General features: G+C 64.9%; 18 protein-coding genes. 13 read left to right on the forward strand and 5 right to left on the reverse strand.

Annotation, left to right across the window (positions count from 1 at the left end):
- The first annotated feature begins 19 nt into the window (after positions 1 to 19).
- The 5 genes from ctaD to ROZ00_15600 are packed head-to-tail and all read left to right on the forward strand — an operon-like array spanning position 20 to position 3,310.
- Entirely contained in the window at positions 20 to 1,558 is a 1,539-nt protein-coding gene (gene ctaD / locus ROZ00_15580) for a cytochrome c oxidase subunit I (protein MDT3737650.1), read from the forward strand.
- A gap of 5 nt (positions 1,559 to 1,563) precedes the next feature.
- Positions 1,564 to 1,662, forward strand: a complete 99-nt coding sequence (locus ROZ00_15585) for a cytochrome oxidase small assembly protein (GenBank protein MDT3737651.1) — start codon at positions 1,564 to 1,566, stop codon at positions 1,660 to 1,662.
- Positions 1,659 to 2,225, forward strand: a complete 567-nt coding sequence (locus tag ROZ00_15590; protein ID MDT3737652.1) for a cytochrome c oxidase assembly protein — start codon at positions 1,659 to 1,661, stop codon at positions 2,223 to 2,225. Before ROZ00_15585 ends, ROZ00_15590 begins: the two co-directional genes overlap by 4 nt.
- Positions 2,222 to 2,437: a DUF2970 domain-containing protein gene (locus ROZ00_15595; protein ID MDT3737653.1), complete on the forward strand. Its 216-nt coding sequence runs from the start codon at positions 2,222 to 2,224 to the stop codon at positions 2,435 to 2,437. Before ROZ00_15590 ends, ROZ00_15595 begins: the two co-directional genes overlap by 4 nt.
- Positions 2,438 to 2,461: 24 nt before the next feature.
- Positions 2,462 to 3,310 carry a cytochrome c oxidase subunit 3 gene (locus ROZ00_15600; protein ID MDT3737654.1) on the forward strand — a complete coding sequence of 283 codons (849 nt, stop codon included), beginning with the start codon at positions 2,462 to 2,464 and terminating at the stop codon, positions 3,308 to 3,310.
- A gap of 65 nt (positions 3,311 to 3,375) precedes the next feature.
- Here the strand turns inward: ROZ00_15600 and ROZ00_15605 are convergent, their stop codons facing one another.
- The gene (locus tag ROZ00_15605; protein MDT3737655.1) at positions 3,376 to 3,573 is read right to left on the reverse strand and encodes a twin transmembrane helix small protein; all 198 of its coding nucleotides are present in this window, start codon (positions 3,571 to 3,573) and stop codon (positions 3,376 to 3,378) included.
- A 62-nt stretch (positions 3,574 to 3,635) separates the two neighbouring features.
- On the opposite strand from ROZ00_15605, the gene ROZ00_15610 reads away from it, so the two are divergent.
- The 4 genes from ROZ00_15610 (at position 3,636) to ROZ00_15625 (ending at position 6,484) form a co-directional block, all read left to right on the forward strand.
- Positions 3,636 to 4,349: an SURF1 family protein gene (locus ROZ00_15610; GenBank protein ID MDT3737656.1), complete on the forward strand. Its 714-nt coding sequence runs from the start codon at positions 3,636 to 3,638 to the stop codon at positions 4,347 to 4,349.
- Positions 4,339 to 4,908 carry a hypothetical protein gene (locus tag ROZ00_15615; protein ID MDT3737657.1) on the forward strand — a complete coding sequence of 190 codons (570 nt, stop codon included), beginning with the start codon at positions 4,339 to 4,341 and terminating at the stop codon, positions 4,906 to 4,908. The genes ROZ00_15610 and ROZ00_15615 overlap by 11 nt, the downstream gene beginning before the upstream one ends.
- Before the next feature lie 104 nt (positions 4,909 to 5,012).
- Positions 5,013 to 5,909: a heme o synthase gene (gene cyoE / locus ROZ00_15620; GenBank protein MDT3737658.1), complete on the forward strand. Its 897-nt coding sequence runs from the start codon at positions 5,013 to 5,015 to the stop codon at positions 5,907 to 5,909.
- Positions 5,909 to 6,484, forward strand: a complete 576-nt coding sequence (locus ROZ00_15625; protein MDT3737659.1) for an SCO family protein — start codon at positions 5,909 to 5,911, stop codon at positions 6,482 to 6,484. Before cyoE ends, ROZ00_15625 begins: the two co-directional genes overlap by 1 nt.
- 68 nt (positions 6,485 to 6,552) lie before the next feature.
- Here ROZ00_15625 and rpoH read toward each other — a convergent pair whose 3' ends face one another.
- From rpoH to ftsY, 4 genes are all read right to left on the reverse strand, one after another.
- Positions 6,553 to 7,410, reverse strand: coding sequence for an RNA polymerase sigma factor RpoH (gene rpoH / locus ROZ00_15630; protein ID MDT3737660.1), 858 nt, complete (start codon positions 7,408 to 7,410; stop codon positions 6,553 to 6,555).
- Between the two features lie 102 nt (positions 7,411 to 7,512).
- Positions 7,513 to 8,409 (reverse strand): permease-like cell division protein FtsX, encoded by an 897-nt coding sequence (ftsX, locus tag ROZ00_15635; GenBank protein MDT3737661.1) that lies wholly within the window; start codon positions 8,407 to 8,409, stop codon positions 7,513 to 7,515.
- Positions 8,406 to 9,059, reverse strand: coding sequence for an ATP-binding cassette domain-containing protein (locus tag ROZ00_15640; protein MDT3737662.1), 654 nt, complete (start codon positions 9,057 to 9,059; stop codon positions 8,406 to 8,408). Before ROZ00_15640 ends, ftsX begins: the two co-directional genes overlap by 4 nt.
- On the reverse strand, positions 9,056 to 10,009 hold the full coding sequence (gene ftsY, locus ROZ00_15645) for a signal recognition particle-docking protein FtsY (protein MDT3737663.1): 954 nt from the start codon (positions 10,007 to 10,009) through the stop codon (positions 9,056 to 9,058). Before ftsY ends, ROZ00_15640 begins: the two co-directional genes overlap by 4 nt.
- Before the next feature lie 83 nt (positions 10,010 to 10,092).
- Here ftsY and ROZ00_15650 point away from each other — a divergent pair, with 83 nt between their 5' ends.
- The 4 genes from ROZ00_15650 to coaD are packed head-to-tail and all read left to right on the forward strand — an operon-like array spanning position 10,093 to position 13,782.
- Positions 10,093 to 11,451: a pitrilysin family protein gene (locus ROZ00_15650; protein ID MDT3737664.1), complete on the forward strand. Its 1,359-nt coding sequence runs from the start codon at positions 10,093 to 10,095 to the stop codon at positions 11,449 to 11,451.
- An 11-nt stretch (positions 11,452 to 11,462) separates the two neighbouring features.
- Positions 11,463 to 12,752 carry a pitrilysin family protein gene (locus tag ROZ00_15655; protein MDT3737665.1) on the forward strand — a complete coding sequence of 430 codons (1,290 nt, stop codon included), beginning with the start codon at positions 11,463 to 11,465 and terminating at the stop codon, positions 12,750 to 12,752.
- Positions 12,752 to 13,297, forward strand: a complete 546-nt coding sequence (gene rsmD, locus ROZ00_15660; GenBank protein MDT3737666.1) for a 16S rRNA (guanine(966)-N(2))-methyltransferase RsmD — start codon at positions 12,752 to 12,754, stop codon at positions 13,295 to 13,297. Before ROZ00_15655 ends, rsmD begins: the two co-directional genes overlap by 1 nt.
- Positions 13,294 to 13,782, forward strand: coding sequence for a pantetheine-phosphate adenylyltransferase (gene coaD, locus ROZ00_15665; protein MDT3737667.1), 489 nt, complete (start codon positions 13,294 to 13,296; stop codon positions 13,780 to 13,782). Before rsmD ends, coaD begins: the two co-directional genes overlap by 4 nt.
- Positions 13,783 to 13,788: the final 6 nt, after the last annotated feature.

The raw sequence follows: 13,788 nt of genomic DNA on the forward strand, positions 1-13,788 counted from the left end.
GCATCATCCGAAGGGGATCATGCGCTGGATCACCACCACCAACCACAAGGACATCGGCACCATGTACCTGTGGTTCAGCTTCGCCATGTTCATGGTCGGCGGGGTGATGGCCCTGATCATCCGCGCCGAGCTGTTCCAGCCGGGCCTGCAGTATGTCCAGCCGGAATTCTTCAACCAGATGATCACGCTGCACGGCCTGATCATGGTGTTCGGCGCGATCATGCCGGCCTTCGTCGGCTTCGCCAACTGGATGCTCCCGATGATGATCGGCGCGCCCGACATGGCCTTTGCGCGCATGAACAACTGGAGCTTCTGGCTGCTGCCGCCAGCCGGCATCCTGCTGACGGCCTCGATGTTCGTGCCCGGCGGCGCCGCCGGCACCGGCTGGACGCTCTATCCGCCGCTGTCCATCCAGATGGGCATCGGCATGGACATGGCGATCTTCGCGGTGCACATCCTCGGCATGTCGTCGATCATGGGGTCGATCAACATCGTCACGACGATCCTCAACCTGCGCGCGCCCGGCATGACGCTCATGCGCATGCCGATGTTCTGCTGGACCTGGCTGATCACCGGCTTCCTGCTGATCGCCGTGATGCCGGTGCTGGCCGGCGCCGTCACCATGATCCTGACGGACCGCCACTTCGGCACCAGCTTCTTCAGCGCGGCCGGCGGCGGCGATCCGGTGCTGTTCCAGCATATCTTTTGGTTCTTCGGCCATCCCGAGGTGTACATCATCGCCCTGCCGGCCTTCGGCGTCGTCTCGCACGTCATCCCGGCCTTCGCGCGCAAGCCGATCTTCGGCTACACCTCGATGGTGTACGCCATCGCCTCGATCGCGCTGATTTCCTTCATCGTCTGGGCGCACCACATGTACGTGGTCGGCATGCCGGTCGCCGGCCAGCTCTACTTCATGTACGCCACCATCCTGATCGCGGTGCCGACCGGCGTGAAGGTGTTCAACTGGGTGGCCACCATGTGGCGGGGGTCGATGACCTTCGAAACCCCCATGCTGTTCGCCCTCGGCTTCCTCTTCCTGTTCACCATCGGCGGCTTCACCGGCCTGGTGCTGTCCAACACGGCGATCGACGTGCAGCTGCAGGACACCTATTACGTGGTCGCCCATTTCCACTACGTGATGGTGGCAGGGGCGCTGTTCTCGGCCTTTGCGGCGGTGTACTACTGGCTGCCGAAGTGGACCGGCCACATGTACGACGAGACGCTGGGCCAGTGGCACTTCTGGCTGTCCATCGTCTCCTTCAACATCGCCTTCTTCCCGCAGCATTTCCTCGGTCTGGCCGGCATGCCGCGCCGCATTCCGGACTACGCCCTGCAGTTCGCCGACTTCAACCAGGTGTCGACGATCGGCGCATTCGGCTTCGGCCTGAGCCAGCTGCTGTTCCTGTATGTGGTGCTGAAGGCCATTCGCGGCGGCGAGAAGGCGGCGGCCAAGCCCTGGGAGGGTGCGACCGGCTTGGAGTGGACGGTGCCCTCGCCGGCGCCCTACCACACCTTCGAGGAGCCGCCGGTGGTGGCCGCGGGGAAAGGCCACTTGTGAGCCCAATGCAGAACGAGAGAAGCCGCAGGACGGCGCTGATCCTCGCTGCGGTGGCGGCAGCGATGTTCGCCGGCTTTGTCCTGCGCTACTGGTTGTTCAAATGAGCGCGAACCGGAACGCCGACAACCGGCGCGTCCTCGTCAGGCTGCTGGCGGTGGCCGGGCTCATGTTCGGCTTCGGCTATGCCATGGTGCCGCTGTACCAGAAGTTCTGCGAGGTCACCGGCATCAACAACCTGCTCAACCCGGACGATGCGCTGCGCAACACCCAGATCGATACCAGCCGCAAGGTGACCGTGGAGTTCGATGCCAATCTGCACGGCTTGCCGTGGAGCTTCAAGCCGGGCCAGACCAGCGTTTCGGTGCATCCGGGCGAACTGGTACATGTCGTCTATCGCGTCAGCAACACGCGCAACCATCCGGTGACCGGCCAGGCGATCCCCAGCTACGGTCCGCAGCTGGCCGCCGCACATTTCAAGAAAATGGAGTGCTTCTGCTTTGCGCGGCAGACGCTGGGACCGGGAGAATCGCGGGAAATGCCCGTCGTCTTCGTCATCGATCCGGCACTGCCGACGGATGTGAACACGATCACCCTGTCGTACACCTTCTTCGAGGTGGCCGGAGCGGTGGCCGAGCCCGCGCCACAGCAGCGCAGGCCGGGCGCATGAATGCCGGAGCCATGATGGGCGCGCGCAGAGCGGGGCCGCTTCAGGTGCTGAGGACGGTGCTGTCGGCGCTGTTCGGCGTGCGGCACCGCCGGATGCACGAGGAGGATGCCGCAGGGCTGCACCCGGGCCAGGTGATCGTCGCCGGCATCATCGTGGTGGCGGTGTTCGTCCTGGCAATCGTGGCCTTTGTGCAATTCGTCGCCATAAAGTAAAAACACAACGATCTGGAGGTAGACATGAATCAGCAGGCATCCCGCTATTTCGTTCCGGAGCCGTCGCACTTCCCGCTGGTGGGTTCAGCCGCCCTGTTCCTGCTGGCTTCGGGCGCCGTGCTATGGATGAACAAGATCGCCTTCGGCCCCTATGTCGTGCTGGCCGGTTTCGTTGTCCTGCTGTTCATGCTGTTCGGCTGGTTCGGCCGGGTCATCGATGAATCCGAGCATGGGAGGTACAACAAGCAGGTCGATGTCTCCTTCCGCTGGGGCATGAGCTGGTTCATCTTCTCGGAAGTGATGTTCTTCGCCGCCTTCTTCGGCGCCCTGTTCTATGTCCGCGTGCTTTCCGTGCCCGATCTGGCGAGCCCCGAGCAGCAGCTCCTGTGGCCGGGCTTCAACGCGGACTGGCCGAGCGCCGGGCCGAAGTTCGCCGAGCAGTTCACGCCGATGGGCGCGATGGGCATTCCGCTCATCAACACCCTGCTGCTGCTGTCCTCCGGGGCCACCCTGACCTGGGCGCACTGGGGTCTGGTCGCCGGCAAGCGCGGGCAACTGAAGCTCGGCCTGATGCTCACCATCGCCCTCGGCCTGATCTTCCTCAGCCTGCAGGTCTATGAGTACGTTCATGCCTATCAGGAACTGAACCTGAAGCTGACCACCGGCGTTTACGGCTCGACCTTCTTCATGCTGACCGGTTTCCACGGCTTGCACGTGACCATCGGCGCAACCATGCTGCTGGTGATCTTCTTCCGCGTCATGGCCGGCCATTTCAAGCCGGATCATCACTTCGCCTTCGAGGCGGTGGCGTGGTACTGGCACTTCGTCGACGTGGTCTGGCTGTTCCTCTTCGTCGTGGTGTATTGGCTATAGCGAATCGTCGGGCGGAGGTGCCGCCCGCAGTGACGAAATGCGCCGCACGCCGTGCGGCGTATTTTTTAGAGCTTGCCGGTGATCAGGCCGGAATAGTAGCCTGCGACAAGCAGAACGAAAAGCAGGATGGACAACCCGACGCGCACGGCGAGCGCCTTGACCATGCGCGTGCGGTCGCGGCCCTGGTCACGAAACAGAAACACCAGTGCGGAGGCCAGGCTGGCGACGATGGCGACGAGGAATACGATGACGACGATGCGCATGTTTGGAATATCCTTCGGGACGGTCTAGCCTATCACTTCTCCTCCCGCCACAGGCGCCACGCTTGAAAATCCGCCTTGCCTTCCGTTTCGTTCCCCTGCTTGCCGCGCTGGCTTTTTCTGTTGCAGCCGTCATGATCGGCAATCTCCAGCGCGGCCGTGCGGAGCAGAAGCAGGGCGCCTTCGACCGGATCGAGAGCGCCCGTCATCGTGCGCCGATTCAGATCGCCACGTCGCCGATCGATGCTGCCTTGCTCGACCGACAGCCGGTCGCTGCGCGCGGCCACTGGGTGAGCGAGAAGACCGTCCTCATCGACAACAGGACGCATAACGGAATTGCCGGCTACCATGTCGTCACACCCTTGCGCATCGAGGGCGCACACATCGGAATCCTGGTGAACCGCGGCTGGGTGGCCGCGCCCCGCTTGCGTAGCGAACTGCCGCGATTGCCTGTGCTGCCGGAAACGCCGGTGGAGGTGAAGGGAATCGCGCGGCTCCCGTTGGAGAAAACATTCGAGCTGGCACCTGATCGTGCCCAGGGCGTGGTCTGGCAGCATCTGTCGCTGGAGCGCTTCCGGGCATGGTCAGGATTGGAATTGCAACCGGTCGTCTTGTTGCAAACCGACGCGGCAGGTGACGGACTCGTACGGGATTGGCTGCCGGCGGACAGCGGCGCCCTGAAGCATTGGGGATTCGCCCTGGTATGGTATCTGGCGGCCGCCGCTGCTGCGGCTGCAGCCGTCGTTTTTTCAGTGGAGCGCAGGAAACATGAAGCATAAGCAGAAGCTCATCGTGCTCGGCGTCGGGCTGGTGAGCGCCTTTCCGATCGTGGCCGCGCTGTTTTTCTACTATCTCTCGCCGCCGGCAGCCCGCATGAACCACGGGGACTTGTTGCAGCCGGCTCCCCTGCCGGCGCAGCCGCTGCCCCTGTTGCCCGGCGGAGAGTTCCGCTTTGAGCAAATGAAGGGCAAGTGGCTGTTGCTGCAGATCGATTCCGGCAACTGCGAGGCGCGCTGCCGGGAAAAACTGTATGCCATGCGCCAGATCCGGCTGGCGCAGGGCAAGGACATGGTGCGCCTGGAGCGTGTCTGGCTGGTGTCGGACGAAAGCCGTCCGGCCCCCGACCTGCTGGCGGAGTACGAGGGCACCCTGGTGGTTCGCGCGGCGGGAAGCGAGGTGCTGGCCGCTTTTCCGGCGCCGGTCGATCGCGCCGCCCATCTCTATGTGGTCGACCCGCAGGGGAATCTGATGATGCGCTTTCCGGAAAAACCGGATCCGACCCGCATGATCAAGGATCTGCAGCGCCTGTTGCGCCCATCCCGCATTGGTGCGGGCTAAATGTTGAGAGCGTTAAACCTTGTCCAAACAAGGTTTATTCCCGGGGCCCGCCGTGGTAAATTCCGACCTTTGAACCGGCGGCCAACCGCCAGCCAGGGGCTTGCATGAAGGCTTTACCCTCTCCCGAACAAACTCTGGGGTACCGCTTGTACCAGTATTTCCAGTTGACCAAGCCCCGGGTGGTTTCCCTCATCGTGTTCTGCGCGGTCATCGGCATGTTCCTCGCGGTGCCGGGCGCCGTGCCTCCCGTGGTTCTCGTGGCGGCCACCACCGGCATAGCCCTGATCGCCGGTGCGGCAGCAGCGGTGAACTGCCTGATCGAACAGAAAATCGACGCCGTCATGGCGCGCACGCGCGGCCGCCCGCTGCCGCGCGGCGAGGTCAATTCCCGGCAGACGCTGCTGTTTTCCGGCGTGATCGGCGGCATCGGCCTGTCCCTGCTGTACTGGTTCGTCAATCCGCTGACCATGTGGCTGACCCTGGCGACCTTCGTCGGTTACGCCATCATCTACACCATCTTTCTGAAGCCGGCGACGCCGCAGAACATCGTGATCGGCGGCGCATCCGGCGCCATGCCGCCGATACTGGGCTGGGCTGCCGTGACGGGCGAGGTGACCTCCGAAGCCCTGCTGCTCTTCCTCATCATCTTCGTCTGGACGCCGCCGCATTTCTGGTCGCTGGCGCTCTACCGCACGAAGGAATACGCCAAGGTCGGCATGCCGATGCTGCCGGTGACGCACGGGCCGGAATACACCCGCCTGCAGATCCTGCTCTACACCATCCTGCTGTTCGGCGTCACGCTCATGCCCTACATGATCGGCATGAGCGGCCTCATCTATCTTGCCTGCGCCGTGGTGCTGAGCGGAGTGTTCCTCGCCTATGCGATCGGCATGTTCCGGGCCTACAGCGACAAGCTGGCGCACAAGACCTTCCGCTACTCCATCTGGTATCTGGCGGCGCTGTTCGCCGCCCTGCTGGTGGATCACTACTTCAAGTTCTGATGCTTCGACTGCTTTTTCTCACGCTGGCCCTGTTGCTGGCCGGCTGCGACAGCCAGCCGCAATTCGGCAATACCGATATCAGCGAAGCGGATTATGCGCGGGACTTCGCGCTGACCGACCACACCGGAAAGCCGCGCACGATGGCCGATTTCCGCGGCAAGGCGGTGGTGATCTTCTTCGGCTACACGCAATGTCCGGATGTCTGCCCGACGACCATGACCGGCATGGCCGAGGCCATGAAACTGATCGGTGCGGATGCCGCCAAGGTGCAGGTGCTCTTCGTCACGGTCGACCCCGAGCGCGACACACAGGAATTGCTGGCGCAATACGTGCCCGTTTTCAACCCGAGCTTCCTTGGGCTCTATGCGGATGCGCAGACCATCGCGAAAACCGCCCAGGCGTTCCGCGTCTTCTACAAAAAGCAGCCGGGCAGCACGCCGACGACCTACACGGTGGACCATTCGGCCGGCAGCTATGTCTACGATCCCCAGGGCCGGTTGCGCCTTTACATCAAGCATGGCGAAAAACCCGAGGTGATCGCCAAGGACCTCAAGCTCCTGATAGCCGGGAAGTAGGCGTATCCCAGAAACAGAAAGGCCGCTGCGGATTCCGCAGCGGCCTTTGGTTTTTCAGCCTCGCAGGATCAGGCAGCGTGCGCCAGCATGCCCTTCATCTTTTGCATGGCTTTCGCTTCGATCTGGCGGATGCGCTCGGCGGAAACGCCGTACTCGCCGGCCAGTTCATGCAGGGTCGCCGCCTCGCCTTCAGCCAGCCAGCGACGCTCGATGATGCGCCGGCTGCGCTCGTCCAGTTGCGACAGGGCGTGCTTCAGCCCTTCGTCCTGCAGGCGTTCCATCTCGCGGTTCGCCAGCGCCTCGGAAGGCTCCTCGGCCGGATCGGCCAGATAGGCGATCGGCGCGAACGCCTCGTCATCATCCTCGGCGCTGCCCTCCATGGCGATGTCGCGGCCGGTCAGGCGCATTTCCATCTCGCGCACCTCCTCCGGTTTCACGCCGAGCTGCCTCGCCATGGCGCCGACCTCTTCGCCGCTCATGGTGTTGAGGCCCTGCTTGAGGCTGCGCAGGTTGAAAAACAGCTTCCGTTGCGCCTTGGTCGTGGCGATTTTCACCAGCCGCCAGTTGCGCAGGATGTATTCGTGGATTTCGGCCTTGATCCAGTGGATGGCGAAAGAAACCAGCCGCACGCCTCGCTCGGGATCGTAGCGCTTGACTGCTTTCATCAGGCCCACGTTGCCTTCCTGGATCAGGTCGGCATGCGGCAGGCCATAGCCCAGATAGCCGCGTGCCACCGAAACCACCAGGCGAAGATGCGAAAGCACCAATCCACGCGCCGCCTCGATGTCGCCATCCCGGCGGAATCGCCGCGCCAGATCCAATTCTTCCGCTTCACTGAGAAGAGGAAAGCGATTGGCAGCCTGGATATAACTTTCCAGATTGCCGACGGCAACGGGTACAGCGGGCAGATTCAGGACATGCGTCATAGGATTCAACCTCCTGTAATCATTTTAGCACTCCATCACATAGAGTGCTAAGCGAGGGGGAAGTTCCCCCTGTGGGTTGTTTCTAACCTGTTGTTTTATAAATCAGTCCCATAGATGGCGGGAAAGCGAAAGCCAGGCACCGGCCCAGCCGAGCAGGGCGGCCAGGCCGAAGAGGAGGACCGAATCGGGCAGGGGCAGGATGTGCAGTGCAAACTCGACGCCATACAGGTCGGCCAGGTCGGCGACCGGCCCGCGCAGCAGCAAGGTGGCGACGAGTACGGCTCCCCAGGCGACCAGGCCACCCGCCAGGCCCTGCAGGGCGCCGAAATAGTAGAACGGCCGCCGGATGAAGGCGTCGGTGGCGCCCAGCAGCCGGCTCACCTCGATTTCCGCTCCCTGCGTGAGGATCTGCAGGCGGATGGTGTTGAAGGTGACGGCAACCAGCGCCACGCCGAGCACGGCCGCCAGCAGGGTGACCGTCAGGCGTGTCAGTCGCAGGAAGGCATCGAGTTTCTTCACCCAGGCCGAATCGAGCTGCACGTGCTCGACCCTGGGGTATTTCACGAACTCGGCGCGCATCGCTTCGAGGGCGTCGGGCGCCTCGTCGCTCGGCACGACGACGAAGGCATCGGGGAAGGGGTTGCGCGGCAGGCTCTCGATGACCTCGCCGAGCCCTTCGCTTTCCTTGAGCCGGCGCAGCGTCTCCTCGCGCGGCACCAGGCGCACCTTTTGCGTCTGCGGGTGCTTTCTCAGCAGCGATTCGACTTCGGCGACATCCTTCTTTCCGGCATCGAGGGCCATGAATACCGAAATCTGAGGGGTGGCGGCGATCCGCTGTGCCAGTCGCTGGAAATTGGCGAGCATCATCTCGCCGCCGGCAGGCAGGGCCAGTGCGATGCCCAGCACCAGTGCGCCGAGCAGGGTATTGAGGGGCGTGGCCGCCAGGCGGCGCAGCGCCTGTGCGGCGGCCTGGCGATGGTGCAGCAGCCAGCCCTTCATGGCAGGAGCCTCCCGTGTGCCAAGGTGATGCGGCGCGTCATGAAGGGCGTGAACAGCGACTCATGGTGGGTGGCCACCAGCACGGTGACGCCGACCTGGTTGAAGGCATGAAACGTCGTGGCGATGTCGCGTGCCGTGTCGTCGTCGAGATGGGCCGTCGGCTCGTCGGCGATGAGGATCGAAGGGCGCGCCACCACTGCGCGGGCGATGGCCAGGCGCTGCTGTTCGCCCCCGGAGAGCGCCACCGGCATGGCCTTTTCCCGCTCGAGCAGGCCGACCTTGTCGAGGGCGGCGCGCACACGGCGGCCGGCGTCGCGCGTGGCCACCCCGGCGATGGCCAGCGGCAGCATGACGTTGTCGAAGACGCTGCGGTCGTAGAGCAGCTTCTGGTCCTGGAAGACCATGCCGATGTTCCGGCGCAGGAAGGGGACGGCGGCGCGCTTCAGGGCGGCGACGTTCTGGCCGTTCACGACGACCGCCCCCTGCGTCGGCCGCTCGATGGCGGGAATCAGCTTGAGCAAGGTGCTCTTGCCGGCGCCGGAATGGCCGGAGAGGATGACCATCTCGCCGGACTCGACGGCGAAAGTCAGTTCCGCCAGGGCGGCGATGCCGCCGGGATAGCGCTTGCTGACTTGTTCGAACCTGATCATGCCTTCTCGAATAGCGCGCCGACAAATTCGTGCGCCGAGAAAGGCTGCAGGTCGTCGATGCCCTCGCCGACGCCGATATAGCGCAGCGCGATGGGGTGGCCGGCGGGCTGCTGGCGCGCAATGGCGGCGATGACGCCGCCCTTGGCGGTGCCGTCCAGCTTGGTGAGCACAAGGCCGGTGACGCCGATGGCCGCATCGAAGGCCTTGACCTGGGCCAGCGCGTTCTGGCCGATGTTGGCGTCGAGCACCAGCAGCACCTCGTGCGGCGCCGTCGCATCGGCCTTGCCGATGACGCGCCTGACCTTGGCGATTTCCTCCATCAGGTGCAGCTGGGTCGGCAGGCGTCCTGCGGTGTCGGCCAGCACCACGTCGATGCCGCGCGCCTTGGCGGCAGTCACGGCATCGAAGATGACGGCGGCCGGGTCGCCCGATTCCTGCGCGATGACCATCACGTCGTTGCGCTCGCCCCAGATGGCCAGCTGCTCGCGCGCGGCGGCGCGGAAGGTGTCGCCGGCGGCCAGCAGGACCGATTTGCCCTGCGCCTGGAAATGCTTCGCCAGCTTGCCGATGGAGGTGGTCTTGCCCGAGCCGTTCACGCCGGCGATCATGATGATGAAGGGTTTGTGGGCGGAGACGTCGAGCGGCTGCTCCAGCGGCGCGATCAGTTTCAGCAGGATATCGCCCAGCGCCCGCCGCAATTGCTCGCCGGTTTCCAGCTTGTCGCGGCGGACGGCGGTTTTCAGTTCATCGAGCAGGTATTGCGTCGCTTCGACGCCGACATCGGCCATGAGCAGCGTGGTTTCCAGTTCCTCCAGCATCTCGTCGTCGATGCGCCGGCCGAACAGGCCGCCGAGCTGGGCACGGGTGCGCGAGAGGCCGGCCTTCAGGCGCTCGGTCCACGAGGGCCGCGGTTCGGCGGGAGCATCGGACTTCTTCAGGAAACCAAACATAGATGCGGCGGTCAGACCGGACGCGGGCTCGTTACCCGTGCGAAAATGACAATACGAATTTTATCAGAAGCGCGAATGACCCCATGAAGATCAGGCTATTTGTTTTGGCGGCGCTGTCTCTGGCCGCCGCCGCGGCGCAGGCCGACCCCTACGAAAAGACGCTGGCCAACGGCCTGCGCGTCATCGTCCAGGAGGATCGCCGTGCGCCGACGGCGGTGCACATGGTCTGGTATCGCGCCGGCAGCATGGACGAGGTGGATGGCACGTCCGGGGTCGCCCATGTCCTCGAGCATATGATGTTCAAGGGAACGAAGAACCTCAAGCCGGGCGAGTTCAATAAGCGCGTCGCCGCCGCCGGCGGCCGCGACAACGCCTTTACCAGCCTCGACTACACCGCCTATTTCCAGCAGGTGCCGGCCAGGCGGCTCGGCGACATGATGGCCCTGGAGGCCGACCGCATGGCCAACCTGGTCCTGGATGCGAAGGAATTCGAGCAGGAAATCAAGGTTGTCATGGAGGAACGTCGCCTGCGCACCGAGGACAACCCGCAGGCCCTGGTGCACGAGAAGCAGATGGCGGCCGCCTTCCAGGCGCATCCCTACCGCCGGCCGATCATCGGCTGGATGAACGATCTGGAGAACATGACCGCGGCGGATGCGCGCGACTGGTACCGCCGCTGGTATGCGCCGAACAACGCCTATGTGATCGTCGTCGGCGACGTGAACAAGGACGAGGTGTTCCGGCTGGCCGAGAAGCATTACGGCAATATCCCGCGCCGCGCCCTGCCGGGCCGCAAGCCGCAGGCGGAGCCTCCTCAGATTGGCGTCAAGCGCCTGGTCGTCAAGGCACCGGCCAAGCTGCCCTATCTGTCGATGGCCTGGAAAGTGCCGGCGCTGCGCGACCTGCAGACGGAGCGCGAACCTTATGCCCTGGAAGTGCTCGCCGGCGTGCTCGACGGGCACGAGGGCGCGCGCTTCCCCCGCAATCTGGTGCGCGGCACGCGAATGGCCGTTTCGGCCGGCGCCGGCTACGATGCCACCGTGCGCGGCGAGGCGCTGTTCAGCGTCGCCGGCACGCCGGCCGAGGGCAAGACCGTAGCCGACCTGGAAGCGGCGCTGCGCGCCGAGATAGCCCGCGTGGCGAACGAGGGGGTCAGCCCCGAGGAGCTCGAACGCGTCAAGACGCAGACCATCGCCGCGCAGGTCTACAAGCGCGACTCGATGATGGCGCAGGCGATGGAGATCGGCCGCCTCGAGGCTGCCGGGGTGCGCTGGCGCGACATCGACACCCTGCTGGAAAAAATCCGCAGCGTGACCGCCGAGGAGGTGCAGGCGGTGGCGAAGAAATACTTCGACGATGCCAGGCTGACCGTGGCCGTGCTCGATCCGCAGCCGCTGCCCGAGGGAGCGGCGCAAAAGTCAGTCTCCTCACTACGGCATTGAAAGATAGCGCCATGGAAAGATTCCTGCTGTTTGTCCTGCTGACCACGGCCGCAACCCTGGCCCAGGCAGGCCCTCGCATCGAGCAATGGACCGCTCCCTCCGGTGCGCGCGTGCTCTTCATCGAAAGCCGTGTCGTGCCGATCATCGACGTGCAGGTCGACTTCGCCGCCGGAGGCGCCTATGCCCCGGCGGACAAGACCGGCCTCGCCGGCCTCACGCGCGGCCTGCTTGACATGGGCGCCGGTGCGCTCGACGAGGAAAAGATCGCCGACCGGCTCGCCGACATCGGCGCGCGGCTGGGAGGCGGCGCCGACCAGGATCGCGCCAGCGTCTCCCTGCGTTCCCTCTCCTCGCCGCGCGAGCGCGAGGCGGCGCTGGATCTGATGCGGCTGGTGCTGCAGCAGCCGGCCTTCCCCGCCGCCGCGCTCGAGCGCGAAAAGGCGCGCACCGTCGCCGGCATCCGCGAAGCCGACACGCGCCCGGCCAGCATCGCCGCCAAGCGCTTTTCCGCCGCCCTCTACCCGGCGCATCCTTACGGCCGCTCCGCCACCGTCGAGAGCGTCGAAAGGATCACCCGCGAGGACGTGATGGCCTTCTACCGTGGACATTACGGCGCGCGGCGCGCCGTCGTCTCCATCATCGGCGACCTCTCGCGTGCCGAGGCCGAAGCGATCGCACAGCGCCTGACGACAAGCCTGCCGGACGCGCCGGCGGAAGTCAGTCTGCCGGAGACGGCGCTGCCGGCGCGCAACACCGTACGCATCGATCATCCGGCGACGCAGGCGCACATTCTTCTCGGCCTGCCCGCCGTGCGCCGCGGCGATCCGGACCACATTCCCCTCTTCGTCGGCAACTACATCCTCGGCGGGGGCGGCTTCGTTTCGCGCCTGATGAAGGAGGTCCGCGAGAAACGCGGCTATGCCTACAGCGTGTACAGCTACTTCCAGCCGCAGAAGCAGCCCGGCCCCTTTCAGGTCGGCCTGCAGACCAAGCGCGAGCAGGCAAGCGAAGCACTCAAGGTGGTCGAGGACGTGCTGTCCGCATTCCTCGCCCATGGGCCGAGCGAGGAGGAACTCAGGGCGGCGCGGCGCAACCTGGCCGATGGTTTTCCACTGCGCATCGACAGCAACCGCAAGCTGCTCGAGTATCTGTCGATGGTCGGTTTCTACGGCCTGCCGCTCAGCTATCTCGACGACTTCCCGCGCAAGGTGGAGGCGGTGACCGTCGCCGACATCCGCGCGGCCTTCGCGCGGCACGTGAAGCCGGAGCATTTCGTCACGGTGATCGTTGCCGGAGACTGATGGCCTTGTCCCGCGTGCGCATTGTCGGCGGCGAATGGAGGCGCCGCTTCGTCAGCTTTCATGATGCCCCCGGTTTGCGGCCGACGCCGGACGCCGTGCGCGAGACGCTGTTCAACTGGCTGGGGCAGGATCTCACCGGACTGGCCTGCCTGGACCTCTTCGCCGGCAGCGGGGTGCTCGGCTTCGAGGCCGCTTCCCGCGGCGCCGCACATGTCACCCTGGTCGAGCGCGATCCGCGCACCTTCGCCACGCTGCAGGATAATGCCGCCGTCTTCGGCACGAATCGGCTGGAGTTGATCCGTGCGGATGCGTTAAAATTCCTCCCCCGCGCATCCCGGTGCTACGACCTGCTGTTTCTCGACCCCCCCTATCATCAAGGCTGGATCGAGCGCGTCGAACTCCGGCTGCCCGGCGTGCTGGCACCCGATGCGCGCATTTATGCGGAAGCCGAGCATCCCATCGAGCGCATCGGCGCCTGGGAAACCGCTCGCAGCGGACGCTCGGGCCAGGTTTATTACCATCTGCTGGAGGCGAAAACGGCATGAGCGACGGAGTGGCAATCTACCCCGGCACTTTCGACCCGCTGACTCTCGGCCACGAGGATCTCGTGCGGCGCGCTTCGCGCCTGTTCGGCGAGGTGGTGGTAGCGGTGGCGGACAGCCGCTCCAAGCGGCCGTTCTTCACTTTGGAAGAGCGCGTCGACATCGCGCGCGAGACGCTGGCGGCCTATCCGAACGTCCGCGTCGAGGGTTTCGACGGTCTGCTGATGGATTTCCTGCGGCAGCAGGATGCGCGCATCATCCTGCGGGGCCTGCGCGCGGTGTCCGACTTCGAGTACGAATTCCAGATGGCCGGCATGAACCGCAGCCTGAACCCGGACGTCGAGACGGTGTTCCTGACGCCGGCCGAAAAGTACCAGTTCATTTCCGCCACGATGGTGCGGGAGATTGCCGTGCTGGGCGGCGACGTGAGCAAGTTCGTGCAGCCGAAGGTGCTCGAGCGGCTGCGTCAGAGAATTTCAAGCAAGTGAGGAAAG

Origin of the sequence: Denitratisoma sp. (genome assembly GCA_032027165.1) — a bacterium.
Taxonomy (GTDB): domain Bacteria; phylum Pseudomonadota; class Gammaproteobacteria; order Burkholderiales; family Rhodocyclaceae; genus Desulfobacillus.